The 16,486-nt window shown below is 36.3% G+C and carries 19 protein-coding genes and 1 pseudogene; 2 read left to right on the top strand and 18 right to left on the bottom strand.

Features of this window, described 5'->3' with window-relative positions; genetic code table 11:
* Positions 1–58: 58 nt before the first annotated feature.
* The 5 genes from KQI76_RS04200 to spoIIID form a co-directional block, all read right to left on the bottom strand.
* Positions 59–340, bottom strand: coding sequence for a DNA-directed RNA polymerase subunit beta (locus KQI76_RS04200; protein WP_216399061.1), 282 nt, complete (start codon positions 338–340; stop codon positions 59–61).
* A gap of 12 nt (positions 341–352) precedes the next feature.
* Positions 353–1,186, bottom strand: a complete 834-nt coding sequence (locus KQI76_RS04195; RefSeq protein WP_216399060.1) for a flagellar hook-basal body protein — start codon at positions 1,184–1,186, stop codon at positions 353–355.
* 13 nt (positions 1,187–1,199) lie between these two features.
* Positions 1,200–2,024, bottom strand: coding sequence for a flagellar hook-basal body protein (locus KQI76_RS04190; protein ID WP_216399059.1), 825 nt, complete (start codon positions 2,022–2,024; stop codon positions 1,200–1,202).
* Between the two features lie 278 nt (positions 2,025–2,302).
* Complete coding sequence (gene mreB / locus KQI76_RS04185) at positions 2,303–3,304, bottom strand: rod shape-determining protein (RefSeq protein WP_216399058.1); 1,002 nt, start codon at positions 3,302–3,304, stop codon at positions 2,303–2,305.
* A 219-nt stretch (positions 3,305–3,523) separates the two neighbouring features.
* Entirely contained in the window at positions 3,524–3,781 is a 258-nt protein-coding gene (spoIIID, locus tag KQI76_RS04180; protein WP_216399057.1) for a sporulation transcriptional regulator SpoIIID, read from the bottom strand.
* 418 nt (positions 3,782–4,199) lie between these two features.
* On the opposite strand from spoIIID, the gene KQI76_RS04175 reads away from it, so the two are divergent.
* On the top strand, positions 4,200–4,403 hold the full coding sequence (locus tag KQI76_RS04175; RefSeq protein WP_216399056.1) for a hypothetical protein: 204 nt from the start codon (positions 4,200–4,202) through the stop codon (positions 4,401–4,403).
* Positions 4,404–4,692: 289 nt separating this feature from the next.
* Here KQI76_RS04175 and KQI76_RS04170 read toward each other — a convergent pair whose 3' ends face one another.
* Entirely contained in the window at positions 4,693–5,211 is a 519-nt protein-coding gene (locus tag KQI76_RS04170) for a VanZ family protein (protein WP_216399055.1), read from the bottom strand.
* Positions 5,212–5,564: 353 nt separating this feature from the next.
* Between KQI76_RS04170 and KQI76_RS12025 the strand changes: the two are divergent.
* Positions 5,565–5,672: pseudogene (locus KQI76_RS12025) on the top strand (zinc ribbon domain-containing protein); the annotation flags it as partial.
* A 111-nt stretch (positions 5,673–5,783) separates the two neighbouring features.
* Here KQI76_RS12025 and KQI76_RS04165 read toward each other — a convergent pair.
* The 12 genes from KQI76_RS04165 to KQI76_RS04110 form a co-directional block, all read right to left on the bottom strand.
* Positions 5,784–6,077, bottom strand: coding sequence for a hypothetical protein (locus tag KQI76_RS04165; protein WP_216399054.1), 294 nt, complete (start codon positions 6,075–6,077; stop codon positions 5,784–5,786).
* A gap of 18 nt (positions 6,078–6,095) precedes the next feature.
* The gene (locus KQI76_RS04160) at positions 6,096–6,395 is read right to left on the bottom strand and encodes a DUF5960 family protein (protein WP_216399053.1); all 300 of its coding nucleotides are present in this window, start codon (positions 6,393–6,395) and stop codon (positions 6,096–6,098) included.
* Complete coding sequence (locus KQI76_RS04155) at positions 6,385–6,753, bottom strand: hypothetical protein (RefSeq protein ID WP_216399052.1); 369 nt, start codon at positions 6,751–6,753, stop codon at positions 6,385–6,387. Before KQI76_RS04155 ends, KQI76_RS04160 begins: the two co-directional genes overlap by 11 nt.
* Complete coding sequence (locus KQI76_RS04150) at positions 6,750–8,165, bottom strand: Y-family DNA polymerase (RefSeq protein WP_216399051.1); 1,416 nt, start codon at positions 8,163–8,165, stop codon at positions 6,750–6,752. The genes KQI76_RS04155 and KQI76_RS04150 overlap by 4 nt, the downstream gene beginning before the upstream one ends.
* 370 nt (positions 8,166–8,535) lie before the next feature.
* Entirely contained in the window at positions 8,536–9,420 is an 885-nt protein-coding gene (locus tag KQI76_RS04145; protein ID WP_216399050.1) for an Rpn family recombination-promoting nuclease/putative transposase, read from the bottom strand.
* Between the two features lie 381 nt (positions 9,421–9,801).
* Complete coding sequence (locus KQI76_RS12105; protein ID WP_253288799.1) at positions 9,802–10,290, bottom strand: hypothetical protein; 489 nt, start codon at positions 10,288–10,290, stop codon at positions 9,802–9,804.
* Between the two features lie 40 nt (positions 10,291–10,330).
* The gene (locus tag KQI76_RS04135) at positions 10,331–11,329 is read right to left on the bottom strand and encodes an AimR family lysis-lysogeny pheromone receptor (RefSeq protein ID WP_216399049.1); all 999 of its coding nucleotides are present in this window, start codon (positions 11,327–11,329) and stop codon (positions 10,331–10,333) included.
* A 280-nt stretch (positions 11,330–11,609) separates the two neighbouring features.
* A complete protein-coding gene (spoIIQ, locus tag KQI76_RS04130; RefSeq protein WP_216399048.1) occupies positions 11,610–12,461 on the bottom strand; it encodes a stage II sporulation protein SpoIIQ in 852 nt (283 codons plus the stop codon).
* A 57-nt stretch (positions 12,462–12,518) separates the two neighbouring features.
* Positions 12,519–13,514 (bottom strand): stage II sporulation protein D, encoded by a 996-nt coding sequence (spoIID, locus tag KQI76_RS04125; RefSeq protein ID WP_371817647.1) that lies wholly within the window; start codon positions 13,512–13,514, stop codon positions 12,519–12,521.
* A 226-nt stretch (positions 13,515–13,740) separates the two neighbouring features.
* Positions 13,741–15,057 (bottom strand): UDP-N-acetylglucosamine 1-carboxyvinyltransferase, encoded by a 1,317-nt coding sequence (murA, locus tag KQI76_RS04120; RefSeq protein WP_216399047.1) that lies wholly within the window; start codon positions 15,055–15,057, stop codon positions 13,741–13,743.
* A gap of 36 nt (positions 15,058–15,093) precedes the next feature.
* The gene (locus tag KQI76_RS04115; RefSeq protein WP_216399046.1) at positions 15,094–15,780 is read right to left on the bottom strand and encodes a YwmB family TATA-box binding protein; all 687 of its coding nucleotides are present in this window, start codon (positions 15,778–15,780) and stop codon (positions 15,094–15,096) included.
* A gap of 330 nt (positions 15,781–16,110) precedes the next feature.
* A complete protein-coding gene (locus KQI76_RS04110) occupies positions 16,111–16,344 on the bottom strand; it encodes a DUF1146 family protein (protein WP_216399045.1) in 234 nt (77 codons plus the stop codon).
* Positions 16,345–16,486: the final 142 nt, after the last annotated feature.

Genomic DNA, 16,486 nt, shown 5'->3' with positions numbered 1-16,486 from the left:
CATTATTGTCAAGACTAAAGAGCAACTTAATCAATTGTTTAATTAAGTTGCTCATCTATCATTCTACTCCATTTATAATATCAAGAACATGACGCCAAAAGTCAAAGCTTAGGACATCCAGTGGATTCCCATCTCCTAATACACTAAAACCAATAATCATACCAAGAATAAGAGCAAATATGGCAAGCAAAAAGATCACGATCAGACGTAGCCAAATAGGAAAAATCCGGCGAATTGGTTTCTTTGTTCGCTTTTGTTTTTTACTTTTTTGCCGACTTCTTTGTTTACTATTAGGTGCTTGATTCGGCTTATCTTGTTGATTCATATTCGTTCTTTCCATAGGTAAAGCTCCTTAGCGTAGCTGATTAACCAGCCCGCGCATTTGATCATGCATTGTAATCGTACGTGCATTAAATTGATATGCACGTTGCGTCTGTGATAACTCTGCCATTTGTTCAGCAAAATCAACATTCGACTGCTCAAGTGTACCACTTTTAATTGAATTTTCAAGTGGGGCGACTTCAGTAACTATATCTTCAGCAACATAGGCAGTGTCTGTTATATCTGGTAATCGGAATAAATTATCACCGACCGCCTCAAGAAATTGAGGTCTAACCGCTTCTACAAGAGCTAACTGATCTTCGATAAATTCTCTTCCTGCACGTTCTGTGATAATTTGTCCAGCTTCATCAATCCGAATACCATCAATATCCTCAGCAAAAACAATCGGTGTTCCCGCCTGACCAATGACCGGATGACCATCACTTGTAGATAGCATCAATCGGCCATCTGCTAAAGGTTGCAAATAAAGAGCACCATCCCGAGTATAACGCGTTTCTGTATTTCCATTCTCAGTTACTTGAATTTGCAATAAGTGGTTATCCTCCATTAAAGCCACATCAAGCCCACGATCTGTCACACGTAAGGCACCTGCTGACAAGTTTATATTGGTATGACCGATTCGAGCACCTGAACCTAGACGAATACCATGTGGAGTTTGTCGTCCAGTTGCATTTGCCTCAACATCTTTAAAGTTATCAATGTTCTGATACATTAATGATGAGAAATTTGCTGACTGTGCTTTATATCCACTCGTGTTTAAATTCGCAATATTATTTCCAATTAAATCGAGTTTATTTTGAAGCTGACGCATGGTAACGGCAGCTTGTATATTCATTCGACTCATGCTTCATCGCTCCTTATGTTAATCTTGCGATCTGATTCACCGCAAGATCCATACTTTGGTCGTATGCTTGGACAACTTTTTGATTGGCTTCAAACAACCGATAAGCCTGCATCATATCTGTCATCGTTTGAACTTCATCGACATTTGAACTTTCTAAGAAGCGCTGTTGAACTGAAAATGCTAAATCTGCGACATTTCGAGCATCAACGATAGTTCCATCATTATCTGCAAGCATAAATAGGTCTTCATTATCTTTAATTAAATCATTTACATTTTCTGTGTAGGAAATATTTAGTGGAATAAGTCTTCCATCTAGTTCAATTTGGCCTTCATCTGTGACTGAAAAAACTTGGCCATCAGTAAAAATAGGCTCACCTGCTTGATCTAAGACATAGTAACCTTGATTTGTTGTCAAGTAGCCTTCACCATCTACCGTGAAATTACCATTACGAGTGTATCGGATCTCTCCATCTGCATTTTGAACAGTAAAAAATAGACTACCGGATTCATCAGGCAATACGACATTTATTAATGCCATATCCGTTGCCATACCTGTTTCTTGTAGTCCACCTTGTTGATGATCGGCAATTGTTTCTTGGACATACACGCCCGTATTAATTGAACCGATTTGTTGTTGATTAGGTATAGAAAATGGACGAGTGGTTTGTAATGTCTCTTTTCCCATCCGGTTAATTAATAATTCTGGGAATGCACGAATAGTCGCTTGATCTTGCTTAAATCCCGGTGTTTGTGCATTAGCAATATTATTTGATAATGTGTCTTGGCGACGTTGTTGTGTTATCATTCCACTTGCCGCTGTATAAAATCCCCTTAACAATATACCTCTCCCCTTTGACTGACGATCTATAAGTATAGATTCTTATTGATGAATAGATAGATCCAACTTGGACTTCCACCATAAAGATTGGACAGAAGCCAAGTTTTATCATCAAATGATTGTCAAATTTATTTTATCATAAAATCAGCAATAAAAATCATTTTCAATGTATTTAGAATACTCCTTGGAAATGTTGCAAAATCGCACCATTCACTTTTGAACGCTTTCTCTAATTAAATACATTGTTTATCTTATATTTCGGCCAAATCAGGGAAATATTAAATAATTGATTTCTTTTCGATTTTATCAATGTTTTCTAACATGATTCCTGTCCCTTTAGCAACACATTGCATCGGTTCTTCTGCAAGGAAAACAGGAACTTTTAATTCTTCAGCGAGTAGTTGGTCAATTCCGTGAATAAGTGCCCCGCCACCTGTTAGAATGACACCGCGATCAATAATATCTGCTGATAATTCTGGTGGTGTCTTTTCTAAAATGTTCTTAGCAGCATGGGTAATAATTGAAACCGGTTCACGTAGTGCGTTCTCAATTTCACTTGATTCAACTGTAATCGTTCTTGGTAGACCTGTAATCATATCTCGTCCACGAATGTCAATCGATTCATTACGTCCATTTGGGAAAACAGTAGCAACATGAACTTTAATATCTTCAGCTGTTCGTTCACCAATGAGAAGTTTATAATGACGTTTTACATAATTCAAAATTTCCATGTCAAATTTGTCACCAGCCATCTTAATGGATTGTGCTGTGACAATATCACCCATTGATAGAACAGCAACGTCTGTCGTTCCTCCACCGATATCAACGATCATATTTCCGCTCGGTTGGAAAATATCCATTCCCGCACCAATCGCAGCAACCTTAGGCTCTTCTTCTAAATAAATCTTTTTACCACCTGATTTTTCAGCTGCTTCTTTGATTGCTTTTTGTTCGACTTTAGTTATGTTTGTTGGGCAACAGATGAGCATGCGCGGTTTAGAGAACATGCCACGCACATTAATTTTATTAATAAAGTGTTTTAGCATCGATTCGGTGACGTCGAAATCTGCAATAACCCCATCCCGTAAAGGACGAATCGCTTCTATATTTCCCGGTGTCCGTCCAACCATCCGACGAGCTTCTTCGCCAACTTCTAAAACACGTCCATTTTTGCGATCCATGGCTACAACGGATGGTTCATTTAATACGACACCTTTTCCCTTAACATGAATTAAAACATTTGCAGTTCCAAGGTCAATTCCAATATCTCTTGCAAACATGAGTTCAATCCTCCCTATGTAAATAACTTCCTTTATATTCCTCATACCTCTAATAGTATATAATAACATATATAGCCAAGTAAAGATAAACTATTTTATTAAAATATGTTAAATTTTGATTCTTGCTTATTTTTTGAAAATAGGATTTGTTGTCGATGGTATTGAAATCACTCGAGTAAAAATAGGGATAATTTTAGAGAGGATGACAGCTGAACCTTACTACTGTGTTGCTTTACCTTCGTATTTGCGTTTTGTTGCTTCGCCGCCTCTTAAGTGCCGAATCGATTTATGGTATTCAAGAATTTCCTTAACTTCCTTTGCAAGTGCTGGATTAAGTTCAGGTAGGCGATCTGTTAAATCTTTGTGAACTGTACTTTTTGAAACACCGAATTCCTTGGCAATCGTTCGAACAGTTTTCCTTGTGTCAATAATATACTGACCGATCTGAATCGTTCTTTCTTTAATATAATCATGCACATCATTTGCCTCCTCTTGTTGTCTGGTCAAGGTGGGGAAGTTTGGATAGCACGAATAAATAATATTAATAAGTCAATTAAAAATCCTCAGACCTTCATAAGCTTTTGTATCATTTTATTATCTGTGGAGGATGATTATGCCTGTTGAGATGCTTTTATCGCTGTGTAAATGTCCGTAGGATTTCCACTTCAAGCATTCGAAGGAAGCTGAAAATTGTAAGTGAGAGATCAACTGACAGTAACGGTCCGATTGATTCAAGGGCCTTTAGGTCATACCCTTGTGGTACTAACAAATGCTTTCGGTGGGACGAGTAATCGCAAATATTTTCGATGGGGCGAGTAACCGCAAATCACTTCGATTGGACGAGTAACCACGGTCCCAGCCCCAGTCCCATTCAGTGGGGATGCCCCCCCGCTGAATGAAGTTTCACTTTATCGCAGTGCAACTGTCAGTAAGACTCCGACTTGGAGAATTCGAAGGAAACCAGGAATTGAAGGTGGGAGATCAACCGACAGTAACGGCCCGATTGGTTCAAGGGCCTTTAGGTCATACCCTTGTGGTACTAACAAATGTTTTCGGTGGGACGAGTAACCGCAGTCCCAGTCCCATTCAGCGGGGATAACCTTCCCGCTGAATGAAGTTTCACTTTATCACTTGTGGGATTGTCCGTGTTTTTAAAAGTTTTTTTGAAAAATTCAATTAAATTAAGGCAGGGGACGAATGGAGCATGATACGAATTGAAAGGTTGGCTTTGATTGCTTTTGAAAAAAATATTTTTTTAGTTCATTTAGTCAAAGAGACCAGCTAATTAAGCGGCTCTTCAACTGATATTTTCTAGTAAAATAATGATAGATTACCCCTTTTAGTAGGGCATTCATATGGATGACTTATTTAGCAATATGTATTGAGTGTCAAGCGAATTTTTCATGAACGACACTGACGATATAACCAAGTAAGATCCCTAATGCGTTTAAAATCCAATCATCAATATCAACTGATCGTGACACGACATGGAATTGATGGAGTAGAAACTGTCCACCTTCAAATAAAATCGGGATTAATAAGGCTGCTAGACAAACACGAATAAAACCATATCGTTTATAATGAAGCCAAAATCCTATTGGAAACATTAATACAACATTACCAACTAGATTTACGCCAATGATAGATAGGGGTAATGTATTGGCTTTATAGGCACGAATATACAATTTAATCGTTTCTAATGGTTCCATATTAATCGAAAGCTGATCCCTAACATCACCTAACCCTTGAAACCAAATTAAATAACTTAACAGTAAAATATAAATCAGCATTAAGCTATTATATAAGATACGTTTGCTAGTTTCGGACTTTAAGGTCCTCATCAAAATATAAACGCCAATCAAAACAGGTAAACTAAGTGCTAGTCCTAAATGTATGTAAGATAACAACGAAAGACCTCCCAAATCCATCACAATTTCAACAATGCTAGCACTGTTGATCGCACATCATTCATTATCTTATAAAATAAGCCTATGCACAATGGAAAATGAGAATTCTCTTTTACGTTTTTTTGAATTTTATCGTGTGTATTTGGCGTCCCTTAATGTAACTTCTAGTTTATTTATTAATTATCATCGATAATTTTTTCTATCAAACTTATCTTTTAATCATTGCTTGAATGCAATGCAAAATGGTCCAGTAAGGAAGTTGTATCAATTGCTAGAAATTCCCTTTCTGGTTAACACCTTCTACTTGTGGCTATCGACATAAAGCCGCTAAGAACTTCGAATTAGACAAGTAGCAATGCCCATCATGTCAGACAGAACACAATCGAGATATTAACGCAAGTAAAAATATCGAACTTGAAGCCATCAGACCTTTAACTGTCGATGCAACAGGGATCGCCTAATCAATAATCAGGTATTAGGTTGGTGTTCTTAGGAATCCCCCACTTCAATCGACTCGTAAGAGCGATAAGTGGGGGGAGTTCAATTCATCACTATGTCTTCAGTCCCACTTATTATGATCTACCTTTTTTTAATGTTCGTTCTAAAATTATAGGTGTCATATTTAGTAAAATTGAAATAATCGTTGAAATCCATAACGCTGTTTTCATCGTAGGTACTACATCTAATAAAGCAGACCAATCTTCTGCTATTACCCAATCAGACAACATACTGTATGCTGCAAGGAGTGCTAATCCTGTAAATGATAAACCCATTGCCATTGCTAACTTGTAGTCTTTTCCTTTTCCATACAGATAGAGATTTATAAAAGTTGCCACGATAGCTATTAATCCTAATATTATTTGCATCATTATCGCTCCTCTTTATTATTTATCATCGATAGTCAAAGTGTGTTTGACATATTCATATACTCTGATTTGCTTAGATTCATTTGATGTTCTAATTTTAAAAATATAATAGTGATCTTGTGAATCAACTGCATTTTTTTCATTTAATTTGAAATAGTTTTTTTGCGCGTTGGCCATTGACAATAATATATCATCTGTAATGAAGGTTAAGGGCGTATCCAAAGTGGAGAACTTATAAAAGTCTTCCTCAAATTGATGAAAATTAGCACTAAAATAATCAAACTGAATTTCATTTTGCTTAAATTTTCTAGTCCTCATTTTCAATCGCCTCCGCTAAACTAATCATTAGGATTTCTTCAAGACTAATGAAATAATATTTCTCTTTTGCTTGAATGCCAATTTGCTCATGGGAAAGATGAGTAATAAATCCCTTGATATTTTTCGTTTGATCATTTTCTAAAAATGTGATGTCTGCTAGAAATTTATTGGAGTAGGCTTGACTTATCAATAATACCTTTTCAGCGAGTGAAAGTGCATTACTAAAATCAATGACTTGTTCTGGTTTATTTAAAGCTGTGGTATGTTCTGATAAAAAGAAACCCTGCCATTTTGCCATTTTACGATCTTGATATTCTCTTGCTGATTTAAAAGGCAAATAACTTCGGTCCACACTCATGATAAGCCATCCAATCCACCGGCAGAATGACCACCGATCAACTTACTCCTTGCAATACTTCTTGAATTTTCAAATAAGGCTGTTGCTTTTTGAATTGAAAGAAATCCATGCTCTTCTCTAATTTGATCAATCGTTTTCTCCAATTTTTCTTGGCGTTCTAGTGCTTCAACATCATCAAATAGGCTATAAACCGTATATTTTTCATCGACCAAACCATCATACCTTACCGCAATATTCCGCACTGCCCCATGACTATATTTCTTTCTAAATAATTCAAGTACATGTTTCGTCAACTCATGTGTGCTTTGCGTCGGGTCGATTTTCCTCTGAATATCGATAGACTTTTTCTCTTCATCCCTTGAAAACCCAACATGAATAGAGACAACTGTTGCCTTGCGATGTCTTTTCCGTAGTCGGATCGCTACCTGTTCAGCCATTTCTGCTAGCACGATTTCAATATCACGTTGATGGATATAATCTTTAGGTAAAACCTGTGAATTTCCAATACTAGTTGATTTAGGGCAATAAGGTTCCGTCACTTTACTTTCATCAATTCCATTTGAATGGAAAAATAATTGCAGACCCATTATGCCAAATTCCTTTTTTAGAATATCGGGATTCGTATTTGCTAATTCTTTAATTGAATAGATCCCTAATTTATTTAAACGAATTTCAGTTCGGCGACCAATTCCCCAAAAATCAGTCATCTCTTTTATACTCCAAACCTTAGTTTCAACGTCCTCATAGGACCAATTTGCACGCATTGTTTTAGTATGTTTTGCTTCATTATCCAGTGCTAACTTCGCCAATAGCGGATTGGCATTACTCATACCGACTGTAGAATAAACACCTGTTTTGGCCCAAATGTCATGTTGGATTTTACTCGATACTAAATCTAGTTTCTCTTTTCTAGACATGTTTTTACTCTTAACGAAGTAATTCAAAGATTTTGTTAGATCAATGAATCCCTCATCAATAGAGTAAGGAAGGATCTCTTCCTTTGGCGCATAATTCTGCAAAACGGCTTGAATTTCAAGATTTCGCTCAATATATAACCCCATTCTTGGTGGAACGATCAAAGTCCGCTTCGCCCAACTTTCTATAAAACGAACATATTCATCCGTTATTGGTATTCGATTTTTCTTAGCAATGAAACCACGGAATTTCCGTGTTCTTACATCAAATGGGAGATCATAGCTTCTGCCGACATTTTCTCTGCCAAAAACCTTTTTAAAAGTAGGTGAGCTTGCCAAAATCAAACCCTTTGAATTATCCGCTCGACTCATCACACAAAGGGATGTTGTTAAAGGATTTAATCCTCGTTCTACACATTCAACACTGGCATAGAATGACTTGATATCGAAAAAGGCAATATCAGATTTAGGTTCTCTACTGTAATCAATCAGTCCCATTACATTCATCTCCGTAAATTACTTTGCAAATCCTAAATCCATTATACGAACTAATGTTCGATTTATCAAGTAGAATTATTTACCTCAGTATAGCCATCAGTGAGACGCCCACTTCAAATTTCATTGAATGTTAAAGGTCAAAGAATTCAATCGAGTCTTGTAGTTGATCAAATAACTCTTCACTCAGTAGTAACTTTCCTTCTTTTACTTATTAGCCAGTCGCTTCCCTTCTATAATTGAAGTTGGAAGCAACCCGTCCGTTAATCTGTAATGAAAAGTAACTATGAAAAAGCCCAAACAGGATTGATCCTATCTAGGCTCTTATCAGGCTTTTAATTTAGTAAACAAGTTAATTAAAAAGTCGCCCTTCCTACTGACCAGCGGATTTTCTTAATTGTTCAATCTCTGCCTGATCTAGCTTTGTTACCCTGGAGATAAAATCAATCGTCGCTCCCTCTTTTAACATCTCAAGCGCAACTTCTTTTTTTCCTTCCTTTTTTCCTTCTTTTTTTCCTTCTTTCCTTCCCTTTTCCTCCCATGAATTTGGTAACTGAGTAAATTCATGCGCATTATCTAGTTGGCTTATCTCTCGCATGAGTATCGCCTCCTCCTCTTCATTGAGTTTTAAATACTGTTCAAAAAAGTCATGGATAAATCGTGTTCGTGCTGGATCCAATTTCATATTTACTAAAATCCGTAAAAATTCCTTTTTCACCTGGATCTTTTCTTCTTCCTTATATCCCATTTTACTTAATAATGCAGCGGCTACCGGATTATTTGACTTCAGATAGTCTTTCCAATGCTTTTTCTTTAATTCTAAAGTCAAAAAATTAAAGGATAAGACTTGGAAACCTAGCAAATCAAGCTTAAACTGGTTTTCTTCTGTGCGTATATCATCATAACTAAAAACAGCAATGGGTAGGATTGGCTTTCTATACTTTTGATAAAGTAAACAAAAATATAAGAACATTCGCTGATGAAAGTTTTCTTGAAAGCTACTTTGGGGTTCGACGTGAACGACAATGAGCGTTTCTCTTCTTTTTAGTTTTGCTTCAATTACAAGATCAACCCGACGATTTTCACCATCCATTAGATCCGTGAATAATTCTTCCGATAAGGGTTTGATCGATCCAAAATCGATATCAGCATGGAACTCAGGAAAAAAGGCTTCTAGAAACTCCTCAAAAAAATTTCCAATCAATTCTTTAAACAACTGATCATGCTTAATATACGTTTTCTTTTTTTCATAAATCATTAGTCGTGGGTCATTTACAGCGTAATCGTTAGAAGATAATTTGTGTGTTTGATGTTAGGATCATTTTAACACATCCTTTAAAATAATGAGGATTAATCTGGGGTGTATTCTCTAATAACATGATAGCAAAAAATTAATATGGGATCAAGTGTTCGTATATGTTTTTATAGAGAAATGGTAATAAAGTGAGGTTTCCCCATTAAGTTCCAGATGAACAGATCAAGCTTTTACTAACTATCAAGCCCTACCATCAACCCATCCAGTTATTTGATTGAAGTAGTGGTCTTAAAGACAGTTAATCGATAGCAAAATTCATCTGTGCAAAAAAAAGTGACTTTCCACTCATCAAGGGAAAGCCACAATCACAAACGCGTATTCAGCTTAAAAAATTTCACCATGTTCTGGATCTCGGAAGATCTCGCCATGTTCTGGATCTCCAAAGATTTCACCATGCTCTGGATCTCGGAAGATCTCGCCATGTTCTGGATCTCCAAAGATTTCACCATGCTCTGGATCTCGGAAGATCTCGCCGTGTTCTGGATCTCTAAAGATTTCACCATGTTCTGGGTCTCGGAAGATCTCGCCATGTTCTGGATCTCTAAAGATCTCACCATGTTCTGGGTCTCGGAAAATCTCGCCGTGTTCTGGATCTCGGAAGATCTCACCATGCTCTGGGTCTCGGGAGATCTCACCGTGTTCTGGATCTCCAAAGATTTCACCATGCTCTGGGTCTCCAAAAATTTCACCATGCTCTGGATCTTGATAAAGATTCTTTTCAGCCTTAACAGAAGGTGTAGAGTCTAGTTGTATGACTGATAACCCTGTAACAATCATGAGCGTTAGGGTAACTTTAGGTAGTTTACGCAACATGCTTGTCACCTCCTTAGCATTATTTATGAATTAACTGAAGTTACAGATTCTTCAATGCTGTTAAAGGTAGGCGCGCAAAAAAATGATCGCTTCGTTGCTCTAAGAATTCATTATAAGACTGAAGAAGAAGGCGGCGATCCTGATGTGCACGACCTAAATAATACTTGGTGAACGGTGTATCTTCAGTTACTTCCGATAATAATTGTTGTGCTGTTAATAAATCGCCCCGTGCTATTGCTAAATGGGCCTGCTCACTTTTCACTGGTGTTACAATATTATTTGGTTGATTAAAATGAGCATATATAAAAGGGATATTATTATTATTAACTAAATTAAGTAATCTTGTTAACTTAATTTCTTTTGCAAATTTTATTGTCTCATCCAAATGATATTTTGCCGATTCAAAATCATCAAAAATATAGGATAAACTCAAATTAATGTGTAAGTTTGCTAAAATCCGCTTATTGTTTGTTTGTGCTAAGGCATCAAAACCATGTTTTCGTGCTAGAAGCATCTCATTTCGCTTCCAATAATGGTTAAATTGTACAAGCTTTAAACGTTGATTCAGAAGTGGCCCTAATATTCGATGATTAACCTTCTTTATTTTATCTGTTAGAAGATCAAGTTTATTTGCTAATATCTCATATTCAAACATATCAAAATGAAGGGAAATGATAAAAAATAACTGAATACATTGTAAGGATAGATCTTCTGTTTTAAAATCCTGAGCCATTGAAAGTAACTTTGTATGGTTAATTGCTCGACTCTGTTTAGCCATAATAAGCCGATATAAGTTTGCCCATTCTTGGTTTTTATAATTTGCATGGTGCCTATTCTTTTCAATGAGCTCGTCCAACTCTGAATAATAGCCATTCATCAACAAATACTCTAAACCAACACATTGAGAATAGGGATCATTCGTGTTGAGAAAAAAATTTTTCAATCTGTTAGGATGTTCTTCAATATCGACATGCATTTCTAACCAAACTGAATAGTGTTCGGCATCCATTCTACTCGTTGTATGTTCCAAGTGCGACATTGAATTCCCCTCCTATTAAACAATTTTATCTTATATCTCTATTGTTACATGTATTCAAAATTTTACAAGTTCTTTTTTTGATAAATCGTTCGACAAATTACCACATTTTTTGATATTAAGATCAATATAGTAAGCCCTTATCCGATTGCCGACAGAAGGCTACCATTTTAAACTTTGTTAGAAATTAAGCGATGAGTAGTTTAAGCAATAGCTTCTTTTATCAGTTACTTGAAAATAAAAAAACCCAGCACCCTTTTAAAAGTACTGAGTTTTTTAATAATTAGGTATGTGTTGTTGTTATGCCTGATTCTAGTTCCTGATCAGATTGATCTGGTTCTGGATTAGACTGCTCTGGTTCCGGTTCTGATTGATCTGGTTCCAGCTCAGATTGATTTAGATCTTGATCAGTAGGGTCATCTGATACATCCGCTGTTTCTTCAACGGTTATATCTGTAACAGGTTGATCTAAAAACGATTCTGGATTAACAGGTTGACCATCTTTTCGAATTTCAAAATGGACATGGATGCCTTTATCTTGACTAAATAAACTTGTTCCTGCATGAGCAATGATATCTCCTTGAGATACCTTCTGACTTGGTTCAACTTCAACATCAGTTAAGCTTGAGTAATAGGTAGTTACATCATGTTCATGTTCAATTTGAACGACATAACCGAGCAAAGGGTCTTCTTTTACTTCAATAACTTCACCACTTAATGCAGCCACTACTTGTAATGGGTCTTCATTTGTAGCAGCGATATCAATTCCCTGGCTTTGGTAATAGTTATTGTTGTAAAATACGAGTGCTTGTTCTTGCTCTTCCTGATCAATTCCATGCTCATAAAACTTTGTGACAATCTGCGTGTTCTCTTCTGACAATATCGGTAAGCTTACATTTTCCACTGGTGTTGTCGCAGGTTCTGATGGTTCATCTAAATCAAGTGGATTCTCCCCGCGTAATTCATCTTGGTAATTTAAATTTAAATCGGGTTCTGAGACTCGGTTTAGATTTTGATACCATAGCACCCCTGTAAGCAGGATTGCTGCGATCACAAGATAAAGTGCTGGGAAAAAGCCTTTTTTCCTTACAATTTGTTTCCAGTGGTTTTTAAGCCCACGTTTTTCCTCTTTCATTTTTATCACCTCAGCAACCATTCTGATCAGAAAGAGGAATTTATATACATTTAATTTTTATTTTTTTGCGAGATAAGGAGAATTGATCTCATCTATCGTTGATATTTCAACCCCACGATAATAATGAGTAACAATATCTTGATAGCTTTTTCCTTCTTGCGCCATGCCATTAGCTCCATATTGACTCATGCCAACACCATGACCGAAACCTCTTGTTGTAAAAATAATATGATCATTTTTTTGTTCAATTTCAAAATCTGTTGATTGTAAATCAAATGTTTCCCGTACTTCTCTTCCAGTAAAAGTATGTCCTCCTAATTCTACTGTTTGAACTCGGTGGCTATCAGTGTATGTCATTGGAGGTTCATTAATAGGTTCTGTTAAGTTAATCCCTAGCTCTTGCTCCAGCTCCGCAGTTGGAATGCTTTTTTGATCTAAGTATTTTGGTGACTCTAGATCCCAGGGACTATCAACACTCACGAGGTATGGTAGTGCATTTTCCCAATAGTCTTCTGCATTTTCTGTTTTTCCATTACTTGTTGAGAAAAACACCGGTGTGATTGGGCTTTGATCATAGGTTAAAATTTGCCCTGCTGTTGTTCGTACTGCTTCAGTAATTTTCTCCATTTTCCAATGGTAGTCACTACCCCATAGTTCTTTAAGCTCAACATCATTTCGATATACTTGATGTTGAACCGTATCTGTGATCGTCTGTTCGGGATCAACAGAACCTGTCGCAAGTAAATATTGAACAATATAGGTACGCGCAGCCAACGCTTGTGCTTTTAGTGCCTCTAGTTCAAAATCCGCTGGCATTTCAGAAGCAACAACACTGGCAACATACTGTTCAAGGGGGATCGACTCCACTTCACTCGTTGCAGATCGTTCAACATTAACCATCACAGCACTCTCAGCTTCCAAATTTTCCTCCATATTTATTGGTTCGCTAACCGATTCTTCTATTGGCTCTTTGGAAAAGAGTAGGATAATAATAGTTGGTAGACTTAGAACAATCATTGTAATCAGCGTACTTAGAACGACAATCGGCTTCATTATCATGTGCTTCTTTGAGTTTAATCGAATCGTAAAGCCCTCCAATCTAAAAAAATTGATAACAATATAATCTATGTAAATAGTAGAATAACTATACATCGATTCATTATTTTTTAATTGGAAGATTATTTTCCTCAAAAACAAAGCCGATAATCATGCCTATTTTTATTTTTTGTATAGAAAAAAACTAATCACCCTTATGATGATTAGTTTTTGATATTTCATCCTATAATGAAGATACTTGTTCGATTTGTTCTTCTGATTGAGTCGAAAGATCGATTTGAACTTCATCTACACGTTCAATTTCAGCACCTAATGCAGCTAATTTCCCAACGAGATCAACATAACCGCGGTCAATATGCTTTAATTCTGTAACACGTGTATAGCCTTCTGATACTAAGCCAAGTAAAACAAGTGAAGCACCTGCTCTTAGATCCGTTGCTTGCACTTCGGCGCCTTGCAATTCTCGATCGCCTTTAATCACAACACTTCGACCTTCAATTTTCATATTGGCATTCATTCGTCTGAATTCTTCAACATGCATAAAGCGATTTTCAAAAACAGTTTCTGTCACTACACTTGTACCTTCTGCTTTCAACATCAATGTCATCATTTGTGATTGCATATCTGTAGGGAAGCCTGGATAAGGGAGTGTTTTGATATCGACTGGATTTAATTTCTCTGGACCAATCACTCTGATTCCGTTTGGTTCTTCAATAAACGTCACACCCATTTCTTCCATTTTAGAAATGATCGAACGTGAGTGTTCTAATTCTGCTCCTTCAACAAGGACATTTCCGCCTGTCAAAGCTGCTGCGACCATAAATGTACCTGCTTCAATACGATCAGGAATAATCGTATGTTCTGCACCATGTAAAGAATCAACACCATAAATTTTAATCATTTCAGTACCAGCGCCGACCACTCTAGCGCCCATTTTGTTCAAGAAGTTTGCTAGATCAACAATTTCAGGTTCTTTTGCGGCATTTTCAATAATTGTTTTTCCTTTAGCTAACGCTGCTGCCATCATAATATTCTCTGTTGCTCCTACACTAGGCATGTCTAAATAAACCTTCGCACCTTTCAAAGGTTTATCCTTGTATACTTCCACAAATCCATTTCCGACATGGACATGAGCGCCTAGAGCCTCAAAGCCTTTTAGATGTAGGTCAATTGGACGAGACCCAATGGCACATCCACCTGGCATAGCAACCTTTGCGTGCCCATATCTCGCCAACAAAGGTCCTAAAACAAGCACAGATGCACGCATTTTAGTCACATATTCTAGTGGTGCTTCCGTTAATAAAGGTTTAACGGCATTCACCTTTAATTGATTATCGCTAAAGTTTATTTCAGCATTCATATGTTTTAAAACATCATTCATTGTATATACATCGGCTAAGGCTGGGACATTATGAATCTTAGATTCACCACTACTCGCCATCAGTGTTGCTGCTATAACAGGTAATACAGCGTTTTTTGCTCCTTCAACCTTTACTGTTCCAGATAGGCGGCAACCACCTTTAATTATTATCTTTTCCAAGATGCATTCTCCTCTAATATCAAAGTCTATATATCATTAGTATTCAGTCGTTAGGATTGGTGTGCCTATCATAAAGGTGAATTCACCATTCCTTCCTTTTCGTGCTGAAATTTGCATATTCATTTGTTCATTTTCAATAGGTATCGTTTGACTAAATTGGGCTGAATAACCGGATATCACAATGAAATCTGGTTCTTCTAGTCTATCAATCTCTTGGTAATTTAAGTTTTCTTCTAATCTTTCTAAAAAATAACCACTTACAATCATATCATGTTCTGATAAGCTAATACAAGCATAATCATACTTCTCTTTTGTGTAAATAGTTCCAATGAATGATTTAAACAAATTGTAATATTCTCTATTTTGAAATAAACTAATCACATCACCTGATAGATTATAATTAATCGTCATTTCTCGCTTGTCACCAGTCCGAATAATGGTTAATTCTTCTTTAAGATTTTCCCCCAATTGACGTTGATAATTCCCCAAGAGATAGTCAAAATCAGTCTCCTGCTTTGTAAAACCTGCCTGAATAATTTCTGCGTCTAGATCATCTAATTTCTCAAACTGAAAAGATTCCTTTATTGTTAATTCACCATATTCAACTTGATAGTGATGTTCTTCTGCAAAAGATAATAACTCTTCTAAAGGTGTAGCTTCTTGAATTGGAATGAATGTCTCTAGTAAACTAAAGATGAGTAGACTATGAATGATTCGCTTCATTATCGTTTCTCCTCAATCGTTTTACTATCAAGTATGACCTGAATGAAACGATCTTATACGATAATCTAATAGTAAGTTACCCTATTTTAACTACATTCAACACTCAATTTTCAAACTATCTATGCTTCTATCAACTTGCTCGAATGAAATAGCAATATCGAAGCAATTTATCCTAGCTTAATTGGTTGTAAAACTTATACTTCAATCACATGGCAAAAGCCATCTAGTGATTAGTCGAAGATCAGTAGTCAATCTAGTAAAACTTCGATCAGAGGGAGATGAAGAATCCGCTTAGATTAAGGTTCACCACGATTGACTCAATGATCCTAATTAAAATAAATATAAAAGTTGCTGTGTCCAATGGATTAAATCAAGGAAAAAGTTGCTGACAGTTGCACCAATTGTAATGGTCAAAAATATGATTACAATTCTCGCTTCAAAAATACGATTTTTCTTAAATATTTCATCCAGTCTTACAGCTTGTAACACCTGCCAAGTAATGATAATAAATACAATATGTGAGGTTATACTCATGAGTGCCTGAGTTCCAAGTTCTTCAATCATTTTTAACCCTCCTAAAATTTTTGGGTAATGTAAAAAGTTCTATGAAAACTAAGGAATAAATAAAAACATGAGATTTAGCTATTAAAAATTGGTTAAATACTAATTTAATGTTCTTGGAAAAGAGAATAATTGTTATTGATCC

Origin of the sequence: Amphibacillus sp. MSJ-3, from assembly GCF_018919165.1 — a bacterium.
Lineage (GTDB): Bacteria > Bacillota > Bacilli > Bacillales > Amphibacillaceae > Amphibacillus.
Note: the sequence above shows the minus strand (reverse complement) of the source record. Positions and strands in the feature narration are given on the sequence as shown.

Bases quoted from the DNA above. Each gene is read 5' to 3' on its own strand.
- KQI76_RS04110 (WP_216399045.1), bottom strand. From the start codon at position 16,344: ATGATTGAAGAACTTGGAACTCAGGCACTCATGAGTATAACCTCACAT.
- KQI76_RS04165 (WP_216399054.1), bottom strand. From the start codon at position 6,077: ATGCAAATAATATTAGGATTAATAGCTATCGTGGCAACTTTTATAAAT.
- mreB (WP_216399058.1), bottom strand. From the start codon at position 3,304: ATGTTTGCAAGAGATATTGGAATTGACCTTGGAACTGCAAATGTTTTA.
- spoIID (WP_371817647.1), bottom strand. From the start codon at position 13,514: ATGAAGCCGATTGTCGTTCTAAGTACGCTGATTACAATGATTGTTCTA.
- KQI76_RS04115 (WP_216399046.1), bottom strand. From the start codon at position 15,780: ATGAAGCGAATCATTCATAGTCTACTCATCTTTAGTTTACTAGAGACA.
- KQI76_RS04155 (WP_216399052.1), bottom strand. From the start codon at position 6,753: ATGAGTGTGGACCGAAGTTATTTGCCTTTTAAATCAGCAAGAGAATAT.
- KQI76_RS04135 (WP_216399049.1), bottom strand. From the start codon at position 11,329: ATGTCGCACTTGGAACATACAACGAGTAGAATGGATGCCGAACACTAT.
- KQI76_RS04175 (WP_216399056.1), top strand. From the start codon at position 4,200: ATGAAGTTTCACTTTATCGCAGTGCAACTGTCAGTAAGACTCCGACTT.
- KQI76_RS04145 (WP_216399050.1), bottom strand. From the start codon at position 9,420: ATGATTTATGAAAAAAAGAAAACGTATATTAAGCATGATCAGTTGTTT.
- spoIIQ (WP_216399048.1), bottom strand. From the start codon at position 12,461: ATGAAAGAGGAAAAACGTGGGCTTAAAAACCACTGGAAACAAATTGTA.
- KQI76_RS04150 (WP_216399051.1), bottom strand. From the start codon at position 8,165: ATGGGACTGATTGATTACAGTAGAGAACCTAAATCTGATATTGCCTTT.
- KQI76_RS04195 (WP_216399060.1), bottom strand. From the start codon at position 1,186: ATGAGTCGAATGAATATACAAGCTGCCGTTACCATGCGTCAGCTTCAA.
- KQI76_RS12105 (WP_253288799.1), bottom strand. From the start codon at position 10,290: ATGTTGCGTAAACTACCTAAAGTTACCCTAACGCTCATGATTGTTACA.
- KQI76_RS04160 (WP_216399053.1), bottom strand. From the start codon at position 6,395: ATGAGGACTAGAAAATTTAAGCAAAATGAAATTCAGTTTGATTATTTT.
- KQI76_RS04200 (WP_216399061.1), bottom strand. From the start codon at position 340: ATGGAAAGAACGAATATGAATCAACAAGATAAGCCGAATCAAGCACCT.